Origin of the sequence: Bradyrhizobium nitroreducens, from assembly GCF_002776695.1 — a bacterium.
GTDB classification, from domain to species: Bacteria; Pseudomonadota; Alphaproteobacteria; order Rhizobiales; family Xanthobacteraceae; genus Bradyrhizobium; species Bradyrhizobium nitroreducens.
In genome coordinates this window covers 1,080,979-1,099,291 of the sequence record NZ_LFJC01000003.1, presented here as the reverse complement: position 1 = coordinate 1,099,291, position 18,313 = coordinate 1,080,979, and the positions used below count along the sequence as shown (strand labels likewise).

24 protein-coding genes are annotated in these 18,313 nt (G+C 64.4%); 7 read left to right on the top strand and 17 right to left on the bottom strand.

Going from position 1 to position 18,313, the window contains the following annotated elements; all coding sequences use genetic code 11:
* Window positions 1–82: 82 nt before the first annotated feature.
* The 6 genes from TSA1_RS05585 to TSA1_RS05560 form a co-directional block, all read right to left on the bottom strand.
* Window positions 83–355: a hypothetical protein gene (locus TSA1_RS05585; RefSeq protein ID WP_100175466.1), complete on the bottom strand. Its 273-nt coding sequence runs from the start codon at window positions 353–355 to the stop codon at window positions 83–85.
* A 182-nt stretch (window positions 356–537) separates the two neighbouring features.
* A complete protein-coding gene (locus tag TSA1_RS05580) occupies window positions 538–963 on the bottom strand; it encodes a hypothetical protein (protein ID WP_100175465.1) in 426 nt (141 codons plus the stop codon).
* 126 nt (window positions 964–1,089) lie between these two features.
* Window positions 1,090–2,079: a Bug family tripartite tricarboxylate transporter substrate binding protein gene (locus TSA1_RS05575; RefSeq protein ID WP_100175464.1), complete on the bottom strand. Its 990-nt coding sequence runs from the start codon at window positions 2,077–2,079 to the stop codon at window positions 1,090–1,092.
* 209 nt (window positions 2,080–2,288) lie between these two features.
* Window positions 2,289–3,218 carry a substrate-binding periplasmic protein gene (locus tag TSA1_RS05570; RefSeq protein ID WP_100175463.1) on the bottom strand — a complete coding sequence of 310 codons (930 nt, stop codon included), beginning with the start codon at window positions 3,216–3,218 and terminating at the stop codon, window positions 2,289–2,291.
* Window positions 3,215–3,571: a c-type cytochrome gene (locus TSA1_RS05565; RefSeq protein WP_100175462.1), complete on the bottom strand. Its 357-nt coding sequence runs from the start codon at window positions 3,569–3,571 to the stop codon at window positions 3,215–3,217. Before TSA1_RS05565 ends, TSA1_RS05570 begins: the two co-directional genes overlap by 4 nt.
* 9 nt (window positions 3,572–3,580) lie before the next feature.
* Window positions 3,581–5,245: a methanol/ethanol family PQQ-dependent dehydrogenase gene (locus tag TSA1_RS05560; RefSeq protein WP_100175461.1), complete on the bottom strand. Its 1,665-nt coding sequence runs from the start codon at window positions 5,243–5,245 to the stop codon at window positions 3,581–3,583.
* Window positions 5,246–5,576: 331 nt separating this feature from the next.
* Between TSA1_RS05560 and lanM the strand changes: the two genes are divergently transcribed.
* The 4 genes from lanM to TSA1_RS05540 all read left to right on the top strand — a co-directional run bounded on the left by lanM (window position 5,577) and on the right by TSA1_RS05540 (window position 7,734).
* A complete protein-coding gene (gene lanM, locus TSA1_RS05555; RefSeq protein WP_174718775.1) occupies window positions 5,577–5,969 on the top strand; it encodes a lanmodulin LanM in 393 nt (130 codons plus the stop codon).
* A 214-nt stretch (window positions 5,970–6,183) separates the two neighbouring features.
* Window positions 6,184–6,264, top strand: a complete 81-nt coding sequence (pqqA, locus tag TSA1_RS05550) for a pyrroloquinoline quinone precursor peptide PqqA (protein WP_035663753.1) — start codon at window positions 6,184–6,186, stop codon at window positions 6,262–6,264.
* Window positions 6,265–6,585: 321 nt separating this feature from the next.
* Window positions 6,586–7,428: a DUF6662 family protein gene (locus tag TSA1_RS05545; RefSeq protein WP_245448116.1), complete on the top strand. Its 843-nt coding sequence runs from the start codon at window positions 6,586–6,588 to the stop codon at window positions 7,426–7,428.
* A gap of 96 nt (window positions 7,429–7,524) precedes the next feature.
* Window positions 7,525–7,734, top strand: coding sequence for a hypothetical protein (locus tag TSA1_RS05540; RefSeq protein WP_094891247.1), 210 nt, complete (start codon window positions 7,525–7,527; stop codon window positions 7,732–7,734).
* 9 nt (window positions 7,735–7,743) lie between these two features.
* Here the strand turns inward: TSA1_RS05540 and TSA1_RS05535 are convergent, their stop codons facing one another.
* The 4 genes from TSA1_RS05535 to TSA1_RS05520 are packed head-to-tail and all read right to left on the bottom strand — an operon-like array spanning window position 7,744 to window position 10,579.
* Entirely contained in the window at window positions 7,744–8,097 is a 354-nt protein-coding gene (locus tag TSA1_RS05535; RefSeq protein WP_100175459.1) for a hypothetical protein, read from the bottom strand.
* A gap of 44 nt (window positions 8,098–8,141) precedes the next feature.
* Window positions 8,142–8,852: an ABC transporter ATP-binding protein gene (locus TSA1_RS05530; RefSeq protein ID WP_174718774.1), complete on the bottom strand. Its 711-nt coding sequence runs from the start codon at window positions 8,850–8,852 to the stop codon at window positions 8,142–8,144.
* On the bottom strand, window positions 8,842–9,579 hold the full coding sequence (locus TSA1_RS05525) for an ABC transporter permease (protein WP_100175457.1): 738 nt from the start codon (window positions 9,577–9,579) through the stop codon (window positions 8,842–8,844). Before TSA1_RS05525 ends, TSA1_RS05530 begins: the two co-directional genes overlap by 11 nt.
* Window position 9,580: 1 nt before the next feature.
* Window positions 9,581–10,579, bottom strand: a complete 999-nt coding sequence (locus tag TSA1_RS05520) for an ABC transporter substrate-binding protein (RefSeq protein ID WP_174718773.1) — start codon at window positions 10,577–10,579, stop codon at window positions 9,581–9,583.
* Window positions 10,580–10,666: 87 nt separating this feature from the next.
* Between TSA1_RS05520 and TSA1_RS05515 the strand changes: the two genes are divergently transcribed.
* On the top strand, window positions 10,667–11,026 hold the full coding sequence (locus TSA1_RS05515) for a hypothetical protein (protein WP_100180988.1): 360 nt from the start codon (window positions 10,667–10,669) through the stop codon (window positions 11,024–11,026).
* Between the two features lie 120 nt (window positions 11,027–11,146).
* Here the strand turns inward: TSA1_RS05515 and TSA1_RS05510 are convergent, their stop codons facing one another.
* Window positions 11,147–11,965 (bottom strand): quinoprotein dehydrogenase-associated SoxYZ-like carrier, encoded by an 819-nt coding sequence (locus TSA1_RS05510; protein ID WP_174718772.1) that lies wholly within the window; start codon window positions 11,963–11,965, stop codon window positions 11,147–11,149.
* Window positions 11,966–12,020: 55 nt separating this feature from the next.
* Window positions 12,021–12,947, bottom strand: a complete 927-nt coding sequence (locus TSA1_RS05505; protein ID WP_100175455.1) for a quinoprotein relay system zinc metallohydrolase 2 — start codon at window positions 12,945–12,947, stop codon at window positions 12,021–12,023.
* 156 nt (window positions 12,948–13,103) lie between these two features.
* On the opposite strand from TSA1_RS05505, the gene TSA1_RS05500 reads away from it, so the two are divergent.
* A complete protein-coding gene (locus TSA1_RS05500; protein ID WP_174718771.1) occupies window positions 13,104–13,985 on the top strand; it encodes a substrate-binding domain-containing protein in 882 nt (293 codons plus the stop codon).
* Window positions 13,982–14,539 carry a PQQ-dependent catabolism-associated CXXCW motif protein gene (locus TSA1_RS05495; RefSeq protein WP_100175453.1) on the top strand — a complete coding sequence of 186 codons (558 nt, stop codon included), beginning with the start codon at window positions 13,982–13,984 and terminating at the stop codon, window positions 14,537–14,539. The genes TSA1_RS05500 and TSA1_RS05495 overlap by 4 nt, the downstream gene beginning before the upstream one ends.
* Window positions 14,540–14,662: 123 nt before the next feature.
* On the opposite strand, the gene TSA1_RS05490 is transcribed toward TSA1_RS05495, so the two are convergent.
* The 5 genes from TSA1_RS05490 to TSA1_RS05470 form a co-directional block, all read right to left on the bottom strand.
* Window positions 14,663–14,962 carry a copper-binding protein gene (locus TSA1_RS05490; protein ID WP_100175452.1) on the bottom strand — a complete coding sequence of 100 codons (300 nt, stop codon included), beginning with the start codon at window positions 14,960–14,962 and terminating at the stop codon, window positions 14,663–14,665.
* A 130-nt stretch (window positions 14,963–15,092) separates the two neighbouring features.
* Window positions 15,093–15,698 carry a BAR domain-containing protein gene (locus TSA1_RS05485; RefSeq protein WP_100175451.1) on the bottom strand — a complete coding sequence of 202 codons (606 nt, stop codon included), beginning with the start codon at window positions 15,696–15,698 and terminating at the stop codon, window positions 15,093–15,095.
* The gene (locus tag TSA1_RS05480; protein WP_100175450.1) at window positions 15,695–16,543 is read right to left on the bottom strand and encodes an ABC transporter permease; all 849 of its coding nucleotides are present in this window, start codon (window positions 16,541–16,543) and stop codon (window positions 15,695–15,697) included. Before TSA1_RS05480 ends, TSA1_RS05485 begins: the two co-directional genes overlap by 4 nt.
* Window positions 16,540–17,346, bottom strand: a complete 807-nt coding sequence (locus TSA1_RS05475; protein ID WP_100175449.1) for an ABC transporter ATP-binding protein — start codon at window positions 17,344–17,346, stop codon at window positions 16,540–16,542. Before TSA1_RS05475 ends, TSA1_RS05480 begins: the two co-directional genes overlap by 4 nt.
* The gene (locus tag TSA1_RS05470; protein WP_174719278.1) at window positions 17,343–18,311 is read right to left on the bottom strand and encodes a YVTN family beta-propeller repeat protein; all 969 of its coding nucleotides are present in this window, start codon (window positions 18,309–18,311) and stop codon (window positions 17,343–17,345) included. Before TSA1_RS05470 ends, TSA1_RS05475 begins: the two co-directional genes overlap by 4 nt.
* Window positions 18,312–18,313 lie beyond the last annotated feature (2 nt).

Here is an 18,313-nt window from a genome sequence, read left to right as displayed (position 1 = left end):
TTGCTTGCCGGACATCTTGACTTGATTGATCGAAGGCGTTCGTGAGGTAGCCGCCGCACTGCGCGTCGTGCGCTGCTGATGGTTACTGCAGTCCCAGGCCGCTGCAATACCAGGCCATGTCCTCGTGCCGCCAACCGCGCTTGACGCCGGATTCCTTGCACTCGTTGTAGGTCTTGAAGTTGGCTGCGTTGCGGCAGCCCGATGGATAGGACCCGAAGCCGCCACCCGAGGTGGAGCATGCGACCGAGCTGACCTTCGTTGCCGAGATCGAGGCGTCGGTGCTCTTGGGCGCAGCATTGGCTGCGCTGATCGACAGAATGGTCAGGCCGGCAAGAAGAAAAACTGGAGCTTTCATCGCCTTCTTCTCCTGAATGGAGGATAGCGTTACGCTATCCCAGGTGCATTATATCGAAAAATGCAACCTGAGACAACGTGCCGGCTCACACTCGGTGAAAGGCTCTTGCGGAGAGCTTCAGGTGTGACCTCGTGGAGGGAGGGATCGCGGCGCAGGAGCTGCGTTTCCGCCGATGCGGTTCGTCACGCTGACGTCGCGATATAGGGAATGCCCGCCAGGAGCGCGACGAGCAGCACCGCATTGGCGAGCATTCCGCTCCAATGCAGCCGCCGCAGCCGGCGCGGCGCATCGGTGTCGCCGGCCTCCCTCGCGCCGAGCTGTTCGTCGACCCTTTGCATGAACCAGCGGCGTCCCCAGATCGCCAGCGCTGCGATCATGCCGACACCCAATGCAGCGAGCAGGCGGCCGTCGAGGAGGAGGGCCACGGTCCCGATGAGGGCGGCGACCCGCATCACCAGGAAATGGGCGTTGAACATGCCGCGCAGCAATTGGGCGACGGGCTGAATGTCCAGCCTCACCAGCAGGAAGGCGGGCGAGGCCAGCGTGAAATAGCCCATCGGAAACAGCAGGATGACCATAACGGCGACGGCGACTGCATCCGGTGTCATGCGATCGGCCCTTCTTGTCCGCGTGCGCGGGCAATCATAGCGGGAAAATGCACGTCCGACACTAGGCTTTGGTCGGATTCCGGGGCGGGAAAGGGGCGGTCGGCGCGCCGGCCGGCAGCTCGACGCCTAGGCCGGCTCGAGGCCGAGCGACTTCGCGCTCTCGATCCAGATCGGCAGCTCGCGCTGATACAGCGCATTGGTCTCCTTGAAGCCGATCGCCGGCTCGAGCACGAAGGTCGCGAGTACCTCCTTCACCTTGGGATCGCTGTTGGCGGCAACGCACAGCTCCGCCATGCGGTCGACGACCGCCTGCGGCGTCGCCTTCGGCACCGCCCATCCCGAGAAGCCGCTCACGGTGAAGAATTTCGACGTCGCGCCTTGCTCGGGAAGGGTCTTGATCGCGGGGATCGCGTCGACCTTCTTCGAATGCACCGCGAATACGGTGCCGCGGTCGCTCTGCAGGACCGATTGTGCGGCCGTGTAGCTTCCCATCGCGGCATCGAGGGTGCCTTCGAGCATCCCGGTCCACATCGGAGCCTCGCCGCGATAATGGACCGGCTCGATGCTCAGCCCGTACTGCTTGTTGAGCTCGTTGATCGTCATGTGCGGGGCCGAGCCTGCGCTGTAGGTGCCGAAGTTCACCTTGCCGCTCTTGCGCGCGAAGGCGACGAAATCCTCCAGCGTCTTGACCCCGGTCTTCGGGTTCGCAACCAGCAGCAGGCCGGCGCCCGGAATGACGCTGACGAGCGTCAAATCCTTGTCCATGTCGTAGCCGGGATTCTTCATCACCACGCGGTTCATGATGTAGGTGGTCGAGATCGAGCACAGGATGGTGTGGCCGTCGGGCTCGGCGCGGGCGACTTCCGCCGTGCCGATCGCGCCGGAGGCGCCGGGCTTGTTTTCGACGACCACGGTCTTGCCGACTTGCTTGGAGATGAATTCGCCATAGGCGCGCGCGAGCAGGTCGGTCTGCCCGCCGGCGGGATAGCTGCAGATCATGCGGATCTGCCGCGACGGCCAGCTGCCTTGTGCTGAAGCGCTGCGCGAGACAAAGGGCATCGCGAACGCGCCGGCTCCGGCGGCGATGAAGTGGCGGCGATCGATTTTCTTGGACATGATTCTCTCCCGGTTCCCTGGAGGGTACTGCACCAGGCAGGCGCTGCCACGGGCGTCAGGCGAGACAGATTGGCGCATTGCGTCGGACGGAGTGGGGCATGGTGGGCGCGGCCTCCGTACGCCGGACGCAGTGCAGCGCTTCTCCAGCGGCTCTGCGCTGCAAGGTTAAGAGGCGTTGCAGCGCGTCCGGGCACCAGAGCCCTTTCCAATCACCGCTGAATGATCTTCGTCCACACGTCGCCCAGAATGGCGGGCTCGCGTGGCGGCAGATAGGTGAGGCCGGCCTGCTTGCCGAATTCGGCGATCTTGCCTTCCGTCGCAAGGGCGCTCAGCGCCTTGTTGACGGCCTCGATCAGCGCGGGATCGCTGCCGAGGCCGACATAGCCGCGATTGGCGCCGATCGGATAATAATACCCGGACGCTGAGAGTGCGGTGTCGGGGTGCGCGGTACGATGGGCGTCGAAGCGGCCGAGGTCGATCAGCGTTGCGTCATAGTCGCCGCGCTGGAGCGCGCCCAGGAGATCGTCGCGGCCAGGGACGAGATGGGTGATGTTGTCGATCAGCCGTCCCTTGTCGAAGGTCATCAGGACGGCGTCGCCGAGCGAGCCGCTTTCGATGACCAGACGAAGGCCGGCGAGATCGCCGATGTCGCCGATCTTGCGGCCGTTTGCCTTCGGCCCGAGCACCACTGTCATCGGCGAATAGACGTAAGGCTGGCTCGGCGCGAGCACGCCGAGCGCGACGCGGCGCCGCCGATCGTCGCGCGTGGCCCCGGCGAAGTCAGGCAAGCGCGCCGTCTTCATCCCGGGGACGACCAGCGAATCCTGCGTCAGCGCGTAACCGCCGACCAGCGAGCAGCGCCCATCCGAGAGCAATGCGTTGGCCTCCAGCTGCGGGCTGGAATCCTCGTCCAGCTTGCTCTCGAACCACTGGATCGCCAGCGACCGTCCGAGCCGTTCCGCGACCGCCTGCGCCAGCAGCACATCGAATCCGGCATCCGGCTTGCCGCGGTGGTGCATCGAGAGCGGCGGCCGGTCCTCGTCGAGACAGATCCGCAAGGGATCGTCGGCCGCCACGGCGACCGACGCCATCGTCGAAAGCAAGGCCGCAAGGCTCCATGCAGCACGCCGGCCCCTCATGGCTTCCTCCGGCTGGAGACGAACGCCCAGAGATTGCCGATCTCCTCGTCGTTGAGAATGTCGCCCCAAGGCGGCATCCTGTTATTCTTGCCGTTCTTCACGGTGGTGACGAACCGCGTCTTGTCGTCGGGAAAGGCACGCAGGTCCGGGGTGATAGTGCCGGAGTTCATCAGATTAGGGCCATGGCAGTGCGAGCATTTCGAAGCATAGGTCGACTTGCCGTGGTCGATCTGTGCCTGCATGGGATTGCCGCTTGCGTCGTCCGAGGCGCGGACGGTCGCCGCAAGCGCGACCGTCAGCCCCGCGACGGCGGCGAGGATCGCCGCCGTCTTGTGAGAGACCACTTTCAGCATTGCACCGGATTACTGCTTGATTGCAAAAACCCAGAGCGAGCCGCCGGGCGGCACCTTGGCAAGCCGCTCGTCGCCGGAGAACAACGAGTAGACGCCGCCATAGCCTGATGTCACCGCGACATATTGCACGCCATCCTGCTGCCAGGTCACCGGCTGGCCCTCGATGCCGGACCCGGTCTGGAATTGCCAGAGCTTCTTGCCGGTGTCGGCGTCGAAGGCTTCGAATTCGCCGGTGAGGGCGCCCGAGAACACGACGCCGCCTGCGGTCGACAGCACGCCCGAGAAGCGCGGAATGTCGCTCGGCGCTTCCCATTTCGACTTGCCGGTCATGGGATCGATGGCCTTGAGGTGACCGCGCGGGCCGTCCCCGAACTCCCAGGGATCGGTCAGGTCCATGCCGAGATACCATTCACCCTGCTTGAAGGTGACGGGCTCGGCCTTGTACTTGCCGCCGAAGTTGAGCGTGTTGGCGTAGGCGAGGCCGGTCTGCGGATTGAACGACATCGGCTCCCAGTTCTTGCCGCCGAGGATCGACGGATAGACCGTCACCTTCTTGCCCTCGCGCGCATCCTTGGCGACGTCGGTCTCGATCGGACGCCCGGTCTTCATGTCGACGCCGGTCGCCCAATTGACCTTCACGTAAGGATTGGCCGCCAGCAGCTTTCCGTTGGTGCGGTCGAGCACGTAGAAGAAGCCGTTGCGGTTGGCATCCATCAGCACCTTGGTCGGCTTGCCCTCGACATTCATGTCGGCGAGGACCATCTCGGCCACGCTGTCATAGTCGAACGGATTGTTCGGCGAGAACTGGTAATGCCACTTGATCTTGCCGGTCTTGGGATCCATCGCCAGCACGGAGCAGGTGTAGAGGTTGTCGCCGGGACGCACCGCCGAATTGAACGGTCCGGGATTGCCGATGCCCCAATACACGGTGTTCAGTTCGGGGTCGTAAGAGCCGGTGATCCATGTCGAGCCGCCGCCGAGCTTCCAGGTGTCGCCCTTCCAGGTGTCGCCGCCGGGCTCGTCCGGCGAGGGGATCGAATGGGTGCGCCAGAGATGTTTGCCCGTTGCCGGATCCCAGCCGTCGATGAAGCCCCTGGTGCCGAACTCGGCGCCGGAGATGCCGGTGATGACGACGCCGTCGGCGACCAGCGGGGCCACCGTCATCGAATAGCCTTCCTTGATGTCCGCCGCCTTCTGCCGCCACAGCTCCTTGCCGGTCTTGGCGTCGAGCGCGATCACGTTGGCGTCGAGCGTGGTGCGGAACACCTTGCCGTCGAACAGCGCCGCGCCGCGGTTGATGATGCCGCAGCAGACGATGCGCGGCGTCTCGGCGGGATATTCGACCTTGGTCTTCCAGATCTGCTTGCCGGTCTTGGCGTCGACCGCCATGGTCGCATTGTGCGAGGTCACGTAGATCACGCCCTGGTACACCAGCGGCTGCGATTCCTCGCTGCGATCGTCGTTGAAAGAGTAATTCCAGACCGGGACGAGGTTCTTGACGCTGTCCTTGTTGATCTGGTTCAGCGTCGAGAAGCGCTGCAGATTGTAGCCCATCCCATAGTTGAGAACGTTCGATGTATCGGTCGCGCCTTTGACCAGTTGCTCGGTGGTCTGTGCACTTGCACACGTCGATGCAAGCATGACGAGGCTCGCGGCCATCGCAAAGCGTTTCATCCGTTCCTCCCAATATGCGCGCCTTTTGACGCTGCGGGAGCAACACTCCGTCGGAAACCAAAACGCGTCAATACGAAAGTCGTAAGTGTCGTGCCGATATCGTTGGACGCAGCTGGCGGTCACCTTACGGAAACCTGACGGCAGCGGACTCACTTGCGTGGAGACGCTGAAAAAATTCCGCGACGCGAAGCAGCTCCGGGCGGCGGCCCTGCCAGGGTTCCGCGGTTGGCGCGCGCGCAAGTTGCAATTCCGGACTTGAACCGGGGGGCGCTTGTGGGATTTATGTCGTTATGTCCCGCCCGAACCTGGGCTCTTCATCTGGGAGGTCTTGATGATTTCGCGTCGCTCGGTTGCGCTTGCGCTCACCATTGCATTGTTGTCCGGTCCGGCGTGGTCCGCCTCCGGCAACGCAGTCAAGTTGTTCGACACCGACAATGACGGCACGCTCGATCTTGCCGAGGTGAAGAAGGCGGCCGCCGCCACGTTCGCAAAGCTCGATCCCGATCATGACGGCACGCTCGATGCACGCGAATTGCGCGGCCGGCTGTCGGCGAAAGAGCTCGCCGCCGCAGATCCCGATCGCGACGGGACCCTGACGCTCGACGAATATCTGTCCGTGGTCGAGCAGCGCTTCAACGCAGCCAATCCCGACAAGGACGGAACGCTGGATGCGAAGGAGCTGAACTCGCGCGCCGGCCGCGCACTCCTGCGATTGTTGCGGTGATGCCCGTCGATTCGACGCGCGGTGCGCTGCACAAGCCTGCGTCTCATAGCTCTTGTTTGACCAAGAGAGAACTGGCTTTGTCCGAGAGAGAAATGCGGCCGTGAAGAATCGACACTGATGTGGTCGGCAGTCGAATCGAGGCTTGAACTGCACCTGACGCAGCCCTAGGTTTTGCGCCGCGCGATGTCGCGCTCAATACCTTGGGAGACCCCGAATGGCCTGGAAAGCTCCGAAGATCGTGGAAGTGTCGGTGGGCATGGAAATCAACATGTACGCCTGCGCTTCGCGCAAGTAAGACTGACGACCTGCCGCGGCTTCGGCGGTGAACACCGTCGAAGCCGTGGCAGTGTCGGATACGCTTGCCGTCGGATACGCCTGCTGTCGGATACGTCCTTGCCCTCGGACACGCTTTGCCCGCTGTGCCTCGCGCTTCGTCACTGATGCATTTCTTCATTGATGCGGTGCCACGCCGCGAAGGCTGCAATCCGTTCTCATCAAAATCTCGACTTTGATCGGCGGCAGTGTGTTACGCTGATGCCTGGTCAGCGCAGCTGCCGCATCGATGCGGCGCGCGCGTTCGGGGCACGGGATGCGCGGCGGAGCTTGTCGATTTCGGATGGTCGTTGCGTGTGCGCTCGCGCTGATGCCGGCATGCGCCGGTGCCGAGGAAGGCTTCGATACCGAGCATATCTTCGGCTTCATGATCGGCACCGATGTCGGCAATCCCGGCGAGCGCGAATTCCAGAGCCAGACGACCGGGCGCTTCGGCAAGGGCGGCGGGACCTATCGCGCGCTGGAGAAGGAGGTCGAGATCGAAATCGTGCCGTTGCCGAATTTTCGCATCGAGATCGGCGGCATCGCCAGCCTGCACGACATCACCGGCGTTCCCGATATCGACGACCGCCGCCAGTTCAATTTTCAGGGCGCCTCGCTCGATTTGCGTTATCGCCTGCTCGACCGCGAGCGTGCGCCGTTCGGGCTCACCATCGCCGCCGATCTCCATGGCGACCGGATCGACGAGACCAGCGGAGCGAAAGGGCGGATGTACGGCACCGAGTTCACGTTGGCCTTCGACCGCGAGCTCATCCCGAATTTCGCCATCGGCGCCCTCAACCTGATCTATCAACCGGAATGGGCGCGCTTCGAGGTGGCGGGGGTGTCCGAGAAGAGCTCGACGATCGGAGCGGCGTTCGCCGGCCTGGTGCGGGTGCGGCCCAACATGCTGCTCGGCGGCGAGCTGCGCTATTTCCGGCAATATGAAGGCATCGGCCTCGGCGAGTTCTCGGGCCAGGCTTTGTTCGTCGGCCCGACCGCCTATTTCCAGCTGTCCGAGCGCTCGCGGCTGACCTTGAGCTGGAGCATGCAGGCCTGGGGCCGCCCGGTCGGATCGGGCGGCAATCTTGACCTCGTCAATTTCGAGCGCCACCAGGCCCGGATGGTGTTTGGCATCAATTTCTAGAGTTGGCTCGATTCCTCCTGCCGGATTGAAACTTCCCCCTCCATGGGACGTAGTTTCTTGTGCTAACCTCCATTGTTCCCGTGAGAGGATCCCGGCATGAACCCGATTGACCTGGTGGTGACCGTGTGTGCGGTGCTCTCGCCTGCGACTTGCGAGGAGCAGCACCTGATCTTCAATTATGCAGGGTCGCCCCGCCAATGCGTGATGGCCGCGCCCCCCTATATCGCGCAATGGGTCGGCGATCATCCGAAGTGGCAGGCGGTGCGGTGGCGCTGCGAATATCCGCACCCTAACGACAAGGCGTAACGAAGCTCTCTATTTGGTGCAGTCCTTCAGGTCCTTGTCGGCGATCGAGAACACTGCATCCGCCCTGATCTCGATGTCGCGGACGACGCATTGGCGTCCGTTGGGGTAGCCGACCCTGGCATCGTAGCGGCCCGGCTCCACGCCCGTGATGCGCAGCCGCTCGTCGTGATCAACCTCCTTGTCCTTGTCGTTCAAGCACTGGTTCGGGCCCCAATCGGTCTTGCCGGCCGGTGAGAGCTGGAAGCCGGAGATCGTCTCCGTCGTCAGGTTCCAGAGCCGAATGCCCTTGCCTTTGGTCTGCGCCAGCGCGGCGCCCGGCACCGCCACCAAGAGGAGGCCGATCGCAATCAGCGTACGTCGCATTGGTGAATCTCCATCGACAAGTCGCTCCAGTTGACCACGAGTGTTCATTTCGATTCAAGCTGCAGCGCCGCGAGCTCGGCCCGGATCCTGCCGAAATCGGCTTCGCTGCGCATCGCGCGCGGAATGGCGATCGGCACGTCCTGCACGATACGTGCGGGGCGCGGCGACAGGAAGAACAGGCGGTCGCCGAGCCTGATCGCATCGTCGAGACTGTGGGTGACGAGCAGTGTCATCACCGGACGGCTCGCCACCAGTGTCGCAAGCTCATCGCGCAGGCGGCCGGCGAGCGCGTCGTCGAGCGAGGCGAGGGGCTCGTCGAGCACCAGGAGATCGGGCTCGACCGCGAAGGCGCGGGCGAGCGCGACGCGCCGGGCGAGGCCCAGTGACAGCTCGCCGGGGAAGTGGTCGCGATGGGCCTGAAGCTCCAGGATCCTGAACAGCTCCGACAGCTTGGCGTCAGTCACGTCGGGCGCCACCAATCGCACATTCTGCTCGACCGAACGCCACGGCAACAGCCGCGGCTCCTGGAACACCATGCCGATCCGCGCCTGCGGTGGCCGCGCGATACGGCCTTGAAATTCATGGTCGAGCCCGAGGATGATGCGCAGCATCGTGCTCTTGCCGCAGCCGGACGGGCCGATCAGCACGCCGACCTCGCCCGATGAAAGAGCGAACTTGACCGGCGCCAGCACCTCGTGGGTTTCGCCCGCGGCACTCCTGAACGTCTTGCCTGTGATCTCGACCTCAAGCCGCACGGGGCCGCCACCGTGTTGCACGGGCTTCGAATGGCTGTACCAGCAGCGTCTCGATCACGAGCACGACCGCGGCGAAGGTCAGCGAATAGGCCAGCAGCCGCGGCGTGTCGAACAGCTGGAAGGCGACCCCGATCTCGAAGCCGACGCCGTTCGGACGACCCAGCAGCTCGGCGACCAGCACGATCTTCCACACCAGCGACAATCCGGAGCGCGCGGCGGCCGCGATATAGGGCGCAAGCTGCGGCAGCACGACATGGCGGAACGCGCGCCAGCGCGGCATCGCGAACACGCTCGCCATCTCGTCGAGCGAGCGGTCGAGCGCGCGGGTGCCCTCGCGCAAGGTGACGACCGCGGTCGGCAGCTTGTTGATGGCGATTGCCGCGATCGCCGCGGCCTCGGTCAGACCGGCCCAGATATAGGCCAGCACGATCACGACCAGCGCCGGCAAATTGAGCAGCAGGATCAGCCAGGGATCGCCGAGCTTGTCGGCGAGCCTGACCCGTCCCATCAAATAGCCGATGGCGCTGCCGAGCGACATGGCGAGCACAAAGGCGAGGATCACGCGCGCCAGCGTCGCGCCGAGATGCAGGAACAGCGCGCCGGATGAGGCTTCCGCGATCATGACCTCAAGCACGGCCGGCGGGGAGGGCAGCTTTGCGCCGCCGACGAACAGCGCGGCAATCCACCAGATCACGAGGAACAGGGCGAACGACAGAAGACGCAGCACCTCAATCTCCGGGGACTGCGTGATAGAACGTGCCGGGGTCGAGCTCGGTCGCGGGGCCGACGAGGTCGCGGCCGCCGATCTCGGCCAGCACGCGGTACAGCACGCGCGCGTCCTGTTCCTCCTCGGCGATGCTCCGGCGCGGGATCCCGTCGCGATAGCGCTCGCGATAGGTCTTGAGCAGGGTGGCGTCGCTCGTGCCGGTCAGCGGTGCGATCTTGTCCCAGGCCGCATCCGAGGTCACCAGCAGCTGCTTGGCCTTGCGGGTCATCGCGATGAAGCGCGCCACTGCGTCCTTGTGGCTTGCCGCCCAGCTCTCGTCGAAGACGTAACCGACCGCGGAGACGGCACCCTTGGCGCCAAGCTTCGGCAGGATCTCCTCGATGCCGGCGAGGCGCCGAAAACCCTTGGCTTCGAGCTGGGCGCAGAAATTCCAGAAATTCAGGCTCGCCTCCATCTCGCCGTCGAGCGCCTTGGCGGCGATCAGGGGCGGAGCGCCATATACGATGGTCGCATCCGACTTCAGATCGATGCCGTCCTGCTTCATGCGCGCCTGGAGCAGCAGCCAGCTCTTGTCGATCGCCCCGCCGGCGACGGCGAGCTTGCGGCCCTTGAGGTCGGCGAGCGTCTTGATCGGCGAAGCGGCGGGCACCATGACGGCGCCGAGCGCGCTGGAATAGGGATAGAAGGTGAGCTTGGCGCCGAGCGCCCGCTCGCGCGACACCCACAGCCAGTCCGACAGGATGATGTCGGCGCTGCCTGCGCGCATCGCGATCTTGCCGGCCTCGGTGCTCGCGAGCTCGGCGACCTCCAGCGTGAGGTCCGCCTCCTTGTCGAGACCGCTCGCGCGGATCGCGGCCAGCTCCCAGGAGAATGTTCCGGTTTTCTGCACCGCAAGGCGGATCGTATCCGCGGCGCGGCCTGGTGCGGCCAATGTCAGCGCCAGCATCGTCGCGAGCGCCAATGTTCGACCAAATGCCCTTATCACACCGCGTGCTCTCATCACCTTGTGAGCCGTTTCCCCTGACAGAGTGCTTTTCAGGACAATACGCATAGCATAGCTTCGGCCGCAACCCGCGGGAGGATGCGCATGAAACTGGGCGGACAGCTACGACCGATTGTCGCCGCATTGACTGTGTTGGCGGCGACCGCGTGCGTGGCGCGGGCCGAGGAGGCCAACGACTATCCGACGTCCGCGCGCGCGGAGTACGTCTATGGCTGCATGAAGGCGAATGGTGAGAGCCGGCAGTCGATCGAGCAATGCTCCTGCTCGATCGACGTGGTGGCCTCGATCGTCCCCTATGAGCGCTATGTTACCGCGGAGACCGCGCTGAGCATGTCCCAGGTCCGCGGCAATCTCGGCGTCCAGTTCCGCACCTCCGAGCAGGCGAACACGGCGGTGAATGATTTGAGGCGCGCGCAGGCGGAAGCCGAGGTGAGGTGTTTCTGATAGCCCACGATGACAGCCGTATTCGTCATGCCCGGGCTTGTCCCGGGCATCTACGTTCTTGGGGATGGCGCGCAGTTTCGTGGATGGCCGGGACAAGCCCGGCCATGACGATCGGTAGACCTAAGTCCCCGGCTTCTCGACATCCCACTCGTTGCGGAACACGTGCCCCTCCGTGTCCTTCGCTTCCGCGCGAAAGCGCTTGGCGCCGTTGGAGACGTAGGTGAAGCGTAGATTGGGATCTTCCGAGATCGAGATGCCGCCTTCCATCGACAGCACGGGGCTGTCGTCCTGAGTGAGCTTCAGCTGGTTGACGAAGAAGGCGGGAATATAGAGCTGGGTGACCTGGTCCATCTGCAGGCCGGAATTGTTGGGATGACCGATCATGATCTGCGCTTCGCGGATTCGGCTCGCGGGCGCTTCCTCGCGCGCGAACTGCCGGTAGCGCATCTGGCCGAGCCGGTTGTTGGCCTCCTCGGCGTTCTTGCCTGCCGGCGCGGAGCAGCCGCCCGAGGCCTTCACATAGACCTTCGAGACATAGAGCTGACCGTCGCTGAGCTCGGCCACCGCATGCACGTCGGTGTAATTGTTGACGCGGACGCGCGTCGAGATCTCGGTGACATTGGCGTCCGGACCGAGCTCGAACTTCGCCGCCATCGGTGCCGGGTTGCGGTCGATCACCAGCGTGATCGAACGGATCCGGCGGCTGTCTGCGGGTGACAGCTTGCTGCGCAGGGTGACCGGCACGATCGCCGCGTCCTCTGCGCGATATGGCATCTCGATGCCGATGACGGCGCTGCCATCATTCATCGGACGATTATTGAAGATGTCCTGCACCAGGCCCGGCCAGGGATCGTAAGCCTCTTCAGCCCGCGCGGGCACGGCGAAGGCGATGCCGAGCAGGGCGGCGATCAAGGGCAGGCGGCGTGTCCATCCCGTCATGGCTATGGTTCCCGGCGTCAGCGAAGCTGATCTCATGCAGATGATAGCGCGCCCGCTACTCCCATTCAATTTCCGAGAATGCTGCAGTTGCGTTCCGGGCGTTGTAATCGCCGAACAGCTCCCAGCGTGGCTTTTCCTCAGCGGCCGCCTTGTCGGCGGCAGCCCGGATCGGCTCGCCGCGCTTGTTCAGGGCGCGCACGTCGGACAGCAGCGTTGACAGGTAGCGCCGTTCATCGCTCAAGGCGGCAGGCCAGTCGCTCACGGGCCCGTGACCGGGAACGACGCGCTGCGCCGGGATGGTTTCCAGCTCCTTCAATGTGCTGAGCCAGCCGCGGATGCTGCCGTCCATGACTGGAATGTGGCGGAGAAAGACCAGGTCGCCCGCGAACAGGGTCTTGGTCGTCTCGTCGTACACGGTCACATCGTTGTCGCTGTGTCCGGCGCGCCAGGCGCGCAAGACGAGGCGGCGCGAGCCGAGATCAAGCGTCATCGTGTCGGAAATCAGCAGGGTCGGAGGTATGATCTTCACCGGGTCGATCAACGCGCTGCCCATGATGCGGCGAAAATTGTCCAGATAGTAGGGGCCGCGGGTCGCGAGTGCCTGCGGCAGCTTGCTGTGGCCGACGAAGGTGGTGTCCGGGGCGGCGAAGGCCGCATTGCCGAATACATGGTCGGGGTGGCCGTGAGTGTTGATGACATAGCGGATCGGCTTCGTGGTGTGGGCTCGCACGGCCGCCAGCAGGGCCTTGCCTTCGCGCAAGCTGCCGCCGGTGTCGATGACGGCGACGGCTTCCTCGCCCACGATGAAGCTGACATTGGCAATGTCGCCCTCGTTCTCGCGGCTCATCAGCGCAATGGTCCCGGAGTGTACGAAGATTCCCGGTGCGACTTCGCTCACAGGCAATTCGGCCGCCCCGGCCCGTGCTAGCGTTGCTGTCCCCAGCAGGGACAAGGCTGCGATCACTCGAGCGATGCGAGACACTTTTCCGCCTCAGTTCAAAGGATTGGCCGCATTGCACTGCAACAACGCGAAATCAGCCAAAGTCGGGCAAGGCAATGCCTGCAAGACCAGACATGCAAGACATGGCACCTCATGTGTTGCATGGATAGCATTCAAACAAAACGAGGAGGAAGCGCGATGACGGAGGCCGGACGACATCGTCGCTGGTTGTGTTCCCTGTGGGTCCTGGTTGCGTCCTGTGCGCTCGGGGACGTCGCCATGGCGCAGACCAAGGACAGCGGCGACCTCTCGTTCGAGCTGGTCGACCCGAACGTGCTGCGTGTCTGTGCCGATCCGCGCAATCTTCCGTTCTCGAACGAGAAGGGCGAGGGCTTCGAGAACAAGCTCGCCGAGTTCTTTGCCGACAAGCTCAAGAAGAAGCTCGACTACGTCTTCTTCCCGCAGGCCACCGGCTTCGTGCGCATGACGCTCGGCGCGCATCGCTGCGACGTCATCATGGGTTTCCCGCAGGGCGACGATCTCGTGCAGGGCACCAATCCCTATTACCGCACGAGCTATGCGCTGGTGGCGAAAGCCGGCAGCGGGCTCGAGGAGGTCGACACGCTCGAAGATCCGAAGTTGAAGGGCAAGCATGTCGGCATCGTCGCCGGCACGCCGCCGGCGACCAACATGGCGTTGGCCGGCCTGATGGGCGACGCAAAGCCCTATCCGCTGATGATCGACACCCGCTACGACAATTCGGCGCAGGCCATGATCGACGATCTCACAGCCGGCAAGATCGATGCCGGCGTGCTGTGGGGCCCGATGGCCGGGTTCTATGCCAAGAAAGCCGGCTCGCTGCATGTCACGCCCCTGGTGAAGGAAACCTCAGGGCCCAAACTGGTCTATCGCATCGGCATGGGCGTACGTCCCGCCGACCAGAATTGGAAGAGGCAGCTCAACAAGCTGATCCAGGAGAACCAGGGCGAGATCAACAAGATCCTGCTCGACTTCGGCGTCCCGCTGCTCGACGAGAGCGACAAGCCGCTCGGCGCGGAGACGGCCAAGAAGTCGCAATGAGGCGGCGCCTTGCCGCTGTGCTCGTCGCTGCCGCGTTCGCGGTGCCGGCATTCGCGCAGCAGCAGGAGCCGTTCGAGCCCGAAGGTTATCGCACCGACAATTACCGCGCGCCGGTGCCGGCGACGCTCGCCGGCGCGCGCGTGCTCTCCACCGCGGAAGCCGAAGCGATCTGGCGCGCGAAGAGCGGCGCCTTCGTCGATGTGCTGCCGCGCCCCCCGAAGCCGAAGAACCTGCCCGCAGGCACGGTGTGGCGCGATGCGCCGCGCAGGAACATCCCGGGCAGCATCTGGCTGCCGGATACCGGCTACGCCACTCTGCCGCCGGCCATGGAGGATTATTTCCAGCGCGGGCTCGCCCGTGTCTCGGGCGGCGATAAGGCCGCGCTGCTGGTGATCTATTGCCTCGCCGACTGCTGGATGTCCTGGAACGCCGCCAAGCGCGCGCTGGCCTATGGCTATTCCAACATCGCCTGGTACCCCGACGGCACCGACGGCTGGGAGCGCGCCAAGCTGCCGACGGAAGAGGTGCAGCCGGAAACGCGGCCGGAGCAGTAGACGCCGTCATGCCCGGGCTTGTCCCGGGCATCCACGTTCTTCACGCTGCGTGGCCAAGCGTGGATGGCCGGGACAAGCCCGGCCATGACGGCGGTGCGAATGGAGAGAGGCGAAGCAAGCGCCTTACTGCTTCTGCAACTTCGTCAGCGTGCCCGTGCCGTTATTGTCGGTCGCAGAATAGGTCACCCTGTCGCCGGCATGAACGGCCTCCAGCATCGCGGCGTCCTTGGTCTTGTACTCCTGGAGGGCGCCGGCGCCACCGGCACTGCCGCCGACCGTACCCTTCTGCGTCTGCTGGATCGAGATGGTGCCGTTGAGCCGGTCGATCCGCATGACCATGCCAGTCAGGTCGTCAGCAAAAACGCTGGTTGCGAGCATGCCGAGGGCTGCAACGCCCGCAAAGATAAATCTGGTGGTTCCCATCGAGGCCTCCCGACGTCTTGGAGTTCACTTCGACAAGCCATCCTAGAACGATTTGGTTCCGGCCGATAGCGTCGCAAAGGTTAACCGGGCCGATCCGGGAACCTGTCGGGAGCCGTCGGCGAGACGAACGCTATTCCATCTCCTGCTGGATCACGCGGCCGAGCGCGAACAGGCGTTGGTCGATCGTGGTGGGAACCTCGCAGACGAACCGCACCACCTTGTTGCGATCCTCGAATATGCGGGTCTTCCAGATCAGCTCGTTGCCGAGCGCCTCGACCTTGGCCTCATCACGCGGCGTCGCACCCTGAAGCGCCTGGAGCTGAATTGTCTCCTCGCGGATCTTGTCGGCGGCTTCGCGCTGCTTGCGGCTGACCCGTTCGAGCCCGTTCATGACCTGGGAACGCTGGGCGTTGAGCGTGTCGAACAGGCCGGCGAACAGCAATTTTGCGTTGGTGGTCTTGTCGGTGGAGGAGGCCAGGAAATCCTTCACCGACTTTTCGGCCTCGTCCATCGACGTCTTGCGTGCCGACAATTTTGCCACCAGCGCGGTGATCTTCGCATCGTTCTTCCATTTGGTCTCGGCGTCGTCGAGCGCAGGACCGGCCCACACCGCGGCGAGCGAAATCTCTGGCACCTTGGCTTGCGTGCAGGGCCAGTTGGGATAGCGCGGATCGGCCGCGCGGGCGGCCGTGCCCGACAGCGCGAGCGCCACAACGGCCATCACCAGAACCTTCATCCTTCGCCTCCTGCCGGCCCCCGTCGCGCCAGCCCGCGCGAGGGATCATAGGCCCAAATCGCGCCGATCATGAAGACGATTGTGCAGCTTGCTACCACCGCCAGCGAGATCCAGTTGATCTGCCCGTAGAGTGCAAAACGGATCAGCTCGACCGCGTGGGTGAACGGATTGGCCTCGCAGAGATAGTACAGGTAAGGGCTGCCCTCCTGCACCCGCCAGAGCGGATAGAGTGCGGACGAGGCGAAGAACATCGGGAAGATGACGAAATTCATGACGCCGGCGAAGTTTTCCAGCTGCTTGATGCCGGAGGAGATCAGCATGCCGAGCGAGCCCAGCATCAGCCCGGACAGGATCAGCGCCGGCAGCACGGTGAGATAGCCCGACGGCGGCGGGGTGATGTCCCAGAACCAGGCGATCAGCAGGAACGCATAGACCTGGAGCAGGGACACCGCGGTGCCCGCCAGCAGCTTGCAGAACAGCAGGAAGCCGCGCGGCAGCGGGCTCACCAAGAGCGTACGCATGTTGCCCATCTCGCGGTCGTAGACCATCGACAGCGAGGACTGCATGCCGTTGAACAGCTGGATCATCGCCATCAACCCCGGCGCGATATAGACCTCGTAGAGGATGTAGGTCTCGTAGGGTGGGATGATCGAGATGCCGAGCACCTGGCGGAAGCCGGCAGCGAAGATGAACAGCCAGACCAGCGGCCGCACCAGCGCCGAGACGAACCGCTCGCGCTGATGCAGGAAGCGCAGTCCCTCGCGCCAGACGATGCCCGTGAGGCAGGTCAGGTACTCCTGCACCGAGAAGCCGCGCGGCGCCTCGCGTGTCGTGATGCTGCTCATGCGCCGCCTCCCGGCATGGTTTGCGCGCCGGTGAGGCGCATGAAGGCGGTGTTGACGTCCTGCGCGCCTGCTTCGGTGACGACCCGGCTCATCGGCCCCTGCGCCAGCACCTGGCCCTGATGCAGCACCACGAGGTCGTCACTGGGCATGATCTCGTCGAACAGATGCGTGGCCCAGAGCACGCCGATGCCTTGCTCGGTCACGAGCCGGCGGACCTGGCTGATGATGTCGGCGCGCGCCTTGACGTCGAGCCCGACGGTGGGCTCGTCGAGCAGCAGCAGTCGCGGCCGGTGCAGCAGTGCGCGGGCGATCTCCAGCCGCCGCATCTGGCCGCCCGAGAGATCGCGCACCTTGCTGCCGGCGCGGTCGGAAAGCCCGATGCGGCCGAGCAGCTCGGCGCTGCGCGTAGCGGCCTCACGGCGGCTGATGCCGTGCAGGGCGGCGTGATAGAGTAGGTTCTGCGTCAGCGACAGGTCGAGATCGAGCGTGCGCGGCTGGAACACGACCCCGAGCAGCCGCAGCGCCTCGCCGGGCCTCTTGCTGACGTCATGGCCGAAAATGCCGACCCGGCCGGTCTGGATGCCGAACAGGCGCGTGATGAGCGAGAACAGCGTGCTCTTGCCGGCGCCGTTGAGGCCGAGCAGGGCGGTGAAGCTTGCCGGCTGCACATTGAAAGAGACGTCGATCAACGCCCGGCGCGATCCGTAAGAATGACTGACGCCGTCGATCGATAGCGCCGGCACCGCGGCCGGATCGGGTCTCGGCACCTCGCGCGGGTCGGGGATCGGAGCAGGACTGGTCATGGCGCGATCGCGATGCCCCAGGGCAATTCGCCAACCTGGATGGTCTTGATCACCTTCTGCGCGGCGACATCGATCACCGAGACGTCGTTCGAGACCCCGTTGGTGGTCAGCAGATATTTTTCATCCGGCGTGAACGCCATGTGCCAGACCCGCTGCCCGACCAGCAGATATTTCGTCACCTTGCGCGAGGCGACATCGACGACGGCAATGCGGTTGGCCGGCCCGAGCGCGACGAAGGCGGTTTTGTCGTCCTTGGTCATGCCGATGCCGACAGGCTGGATCGCCTCCTTCCGCAGGCCCGGGATCTCGAAATTGACCTTGCCGATGACCTCGTGCTTTCCGGGATCGATGATCGAGACGGTGCCTCCGATCTCGGAGGAGACCCACACTTCGGAAGCATCGTGCTTGAACTCGGCAAAGCGCGGCCGGGCGTCGACCAGCACGTTGGCGACGATCTGGCGCGACGACGTGTCGATGAAATGCGCCATGTTGGTCGTTTCCGACGTGTTGATCAGCGTCTTGCCGTCGGGGCTGATGGTCATGCCCTCGGGCTCGACGCCGACCTGGATGTCGCCGAGCCGGGCGCGCTTCTCCAGGTCGATCACGGTGACCGTATTGTCGTTCTCGTTGGCAACATAGAGAATTTTTCCCGCCGCATCCTGGGCGAACAGCTCGGGGTCGGGGCCGGAGGGCAGGCTGTCCACCACTCCTTGCGTCTTCGCGTCGATCATCTGGATGGTGTCGTCGTCGCCGACCGCGACCATCACGAACTTGCCGTCGCGCGTGAAGTCGATGCCGCGCGGGCGCTGGCCGACCTTGATGGTCTTGGTCACCGTCCAGCTGTCGGTGTCGATCACCGACACCGTATTGCTCTTCTCGTTCGAGACATAGGCGATGAACGCGTGCGCGGGCGCAGCCGCGAGCGCCAGCCCGGAGAGAAGCCCCACACGCCACATGCGCAACATCT

What these genes read in the sequence shown, in the direction of transcription:
- TSA1_RS05575 (WP_100175464.1), bottom strand. Translation starts at nt 2,079, where the DNA reads ATGTCCAAGAAAATCGATCGCCGCCACTTCATCGCCGCCGGAGCCGGC.
- TSA1_RS05475 (WP_100175449.1), bottom strand. Translation starts at nt 17,346, where the DNA reads ATGACCAGTCCTGCTCCGATCCCCGACCCGCGCGAGGTGCCGAGACCC.
- TSA1_RS05470 (WP_174719278.1), bottom strand. Translation starts at nt 18,311, where the DNA reads ATGTTGCGCATGTGGCGTGTGGGGCTTCTCTCCGGGCTGGCGCTCGCG.
- TSA1_RS05500 (WP_174718771.1), top strand. Translation starts at nt 13,104, where the DNA reads ATGACGGAGGCCGGACGACATCGTCGCTGGTTGTGTTCCCTGTGGGTC.
- TSA1_RS05540 (WP_094891247.1), top strand. Translation starts at nt 7,525, where the DNA reads ATGAACCCGATTGACCTGGTGGTGACCGTGTGTGCGGTGCTCTCGCCT.
- lanM (WP_174718775.1), top strand. Translation starts at nt 5,577, where the DNA reads ATGATTTCGCGTCGCTCGGTTGCGCTTGCGCTCACCATTGCATTGTTG.
- TSA1_RS05515 (WP_100180988.1), top strand. Translation starts at nt 10,667, where the DNA reads ATGAAACTGGGCGGACAGCTACGACCGATTGTCGCCGCATTGACTGTG.
- TSA1_RS05480 (WP_100175450.1), bottom strand. Translation starts at nt 16,543, where the DNA reads ATGAGCAGCATCACGACACGCGAGGCGCCGCGCGGCTTCTCGGTGCAG.
- TSA1_RS05495 (WP_100175453.1), top strand. Translation starts at nt 13,982, where the DNA reads ATGAGGCGGCGCCTTGCCGCTGTGCTCGTCGCTGCCGCGTTCGCGGTG.
- TSA1_RS05545 (WP_245448116.1), top strand. Translation starts at nt 6,586, where the DNA reads ATGGTCGTTGCGTGTGCGCTCGCGCTGATGCCGGCATGCGCCGGTGCC.
- TSA1_RS05580 (WP_100175465.1), bottom strand. Translation starts at nt 963, where the DNA reads ATGACACCGGATGCAGTCGCCGTCGCCGTTATGGTCATCCTGCTGTTT.
- TSA1_RS05570 (WP_100175463.1), bottom strand. Translation starts at nt 3,218, where the DNA reads ATGAGGGGCCGGCGTGCTGCATGGAGCCTTGCGGCCTTGCTTTCGACG.
- pqqA (WP_035663753.1), top strand. Translation starts at nt 6,184, where the DNA reads ATGGCCTGGAAAGCTCCGAAGATCGTGGAAGTGTCGGTGGGCATGGAA.
- TSA1_RS05565 (WP_100175462.1), bottom strand. Translation starts at nt 3,571, where the DNA reads ATGCTGAAAGTGGTCTCTCACAAGACGGCGGCGATCCTCGCCGCCGTC.
- TSA1_RS05485 (WP_100175451.1), bottom strand. Translation starts at nt 15,698, where the DNA reads ATGAAGGTTCTGGTGATGGCCGTTGTGGCGCTCGCGCTGTCGGGCACG.
- TSA1_RS05560 (WP_100175461.1), bottom strand. Translation starts at nt 5,245, where the DNA reads ATGAAACGCTTTGCGATGGCCGCGAGCCTCGTCATGCTTGCATCGACG.
- TSA1_RS05585 (WP_100175466.1), bottom strand. Translation starts at nt 355, where the DNA reads ATGAAAGCTCCAGTTTTTCTTCTTGCCGGCCTGACCATTCTGTCGATC.
- TSA1_RS05510 (WP_174718772.1), bottom strand. Translation starts at nt 11,965, where the DNA reads ATGACGGGATGGACACGCCGCCTGCCCTTGATCGCCGCCCTGCTCGGC.
- TSA1_RS05520 (WP_174718773.1), bottom strand. Translation starts at nt 10,579, where the DNA reads ATGAGAGCACGCGGTGTGATAAGGGCATTTGGTCGAACATTGGCGCTC.
- TSA1_RS05535 (WP_100175459.1), bottom strand. Translation starts at nt 8,097, where the DNA reads ATGCGACGTACGCTGATTGCGATCGGCCTCCTCTTGGTGGCGGTGCCG.
- TSA1_RS05490 (WP_100175452.1), bottom strand. Translation starts at nt 14,962, where the DNA reads ATGGGAACCACCAGATTTATCTTTGCGGGCGTTGCAGCCCTCGGCATG.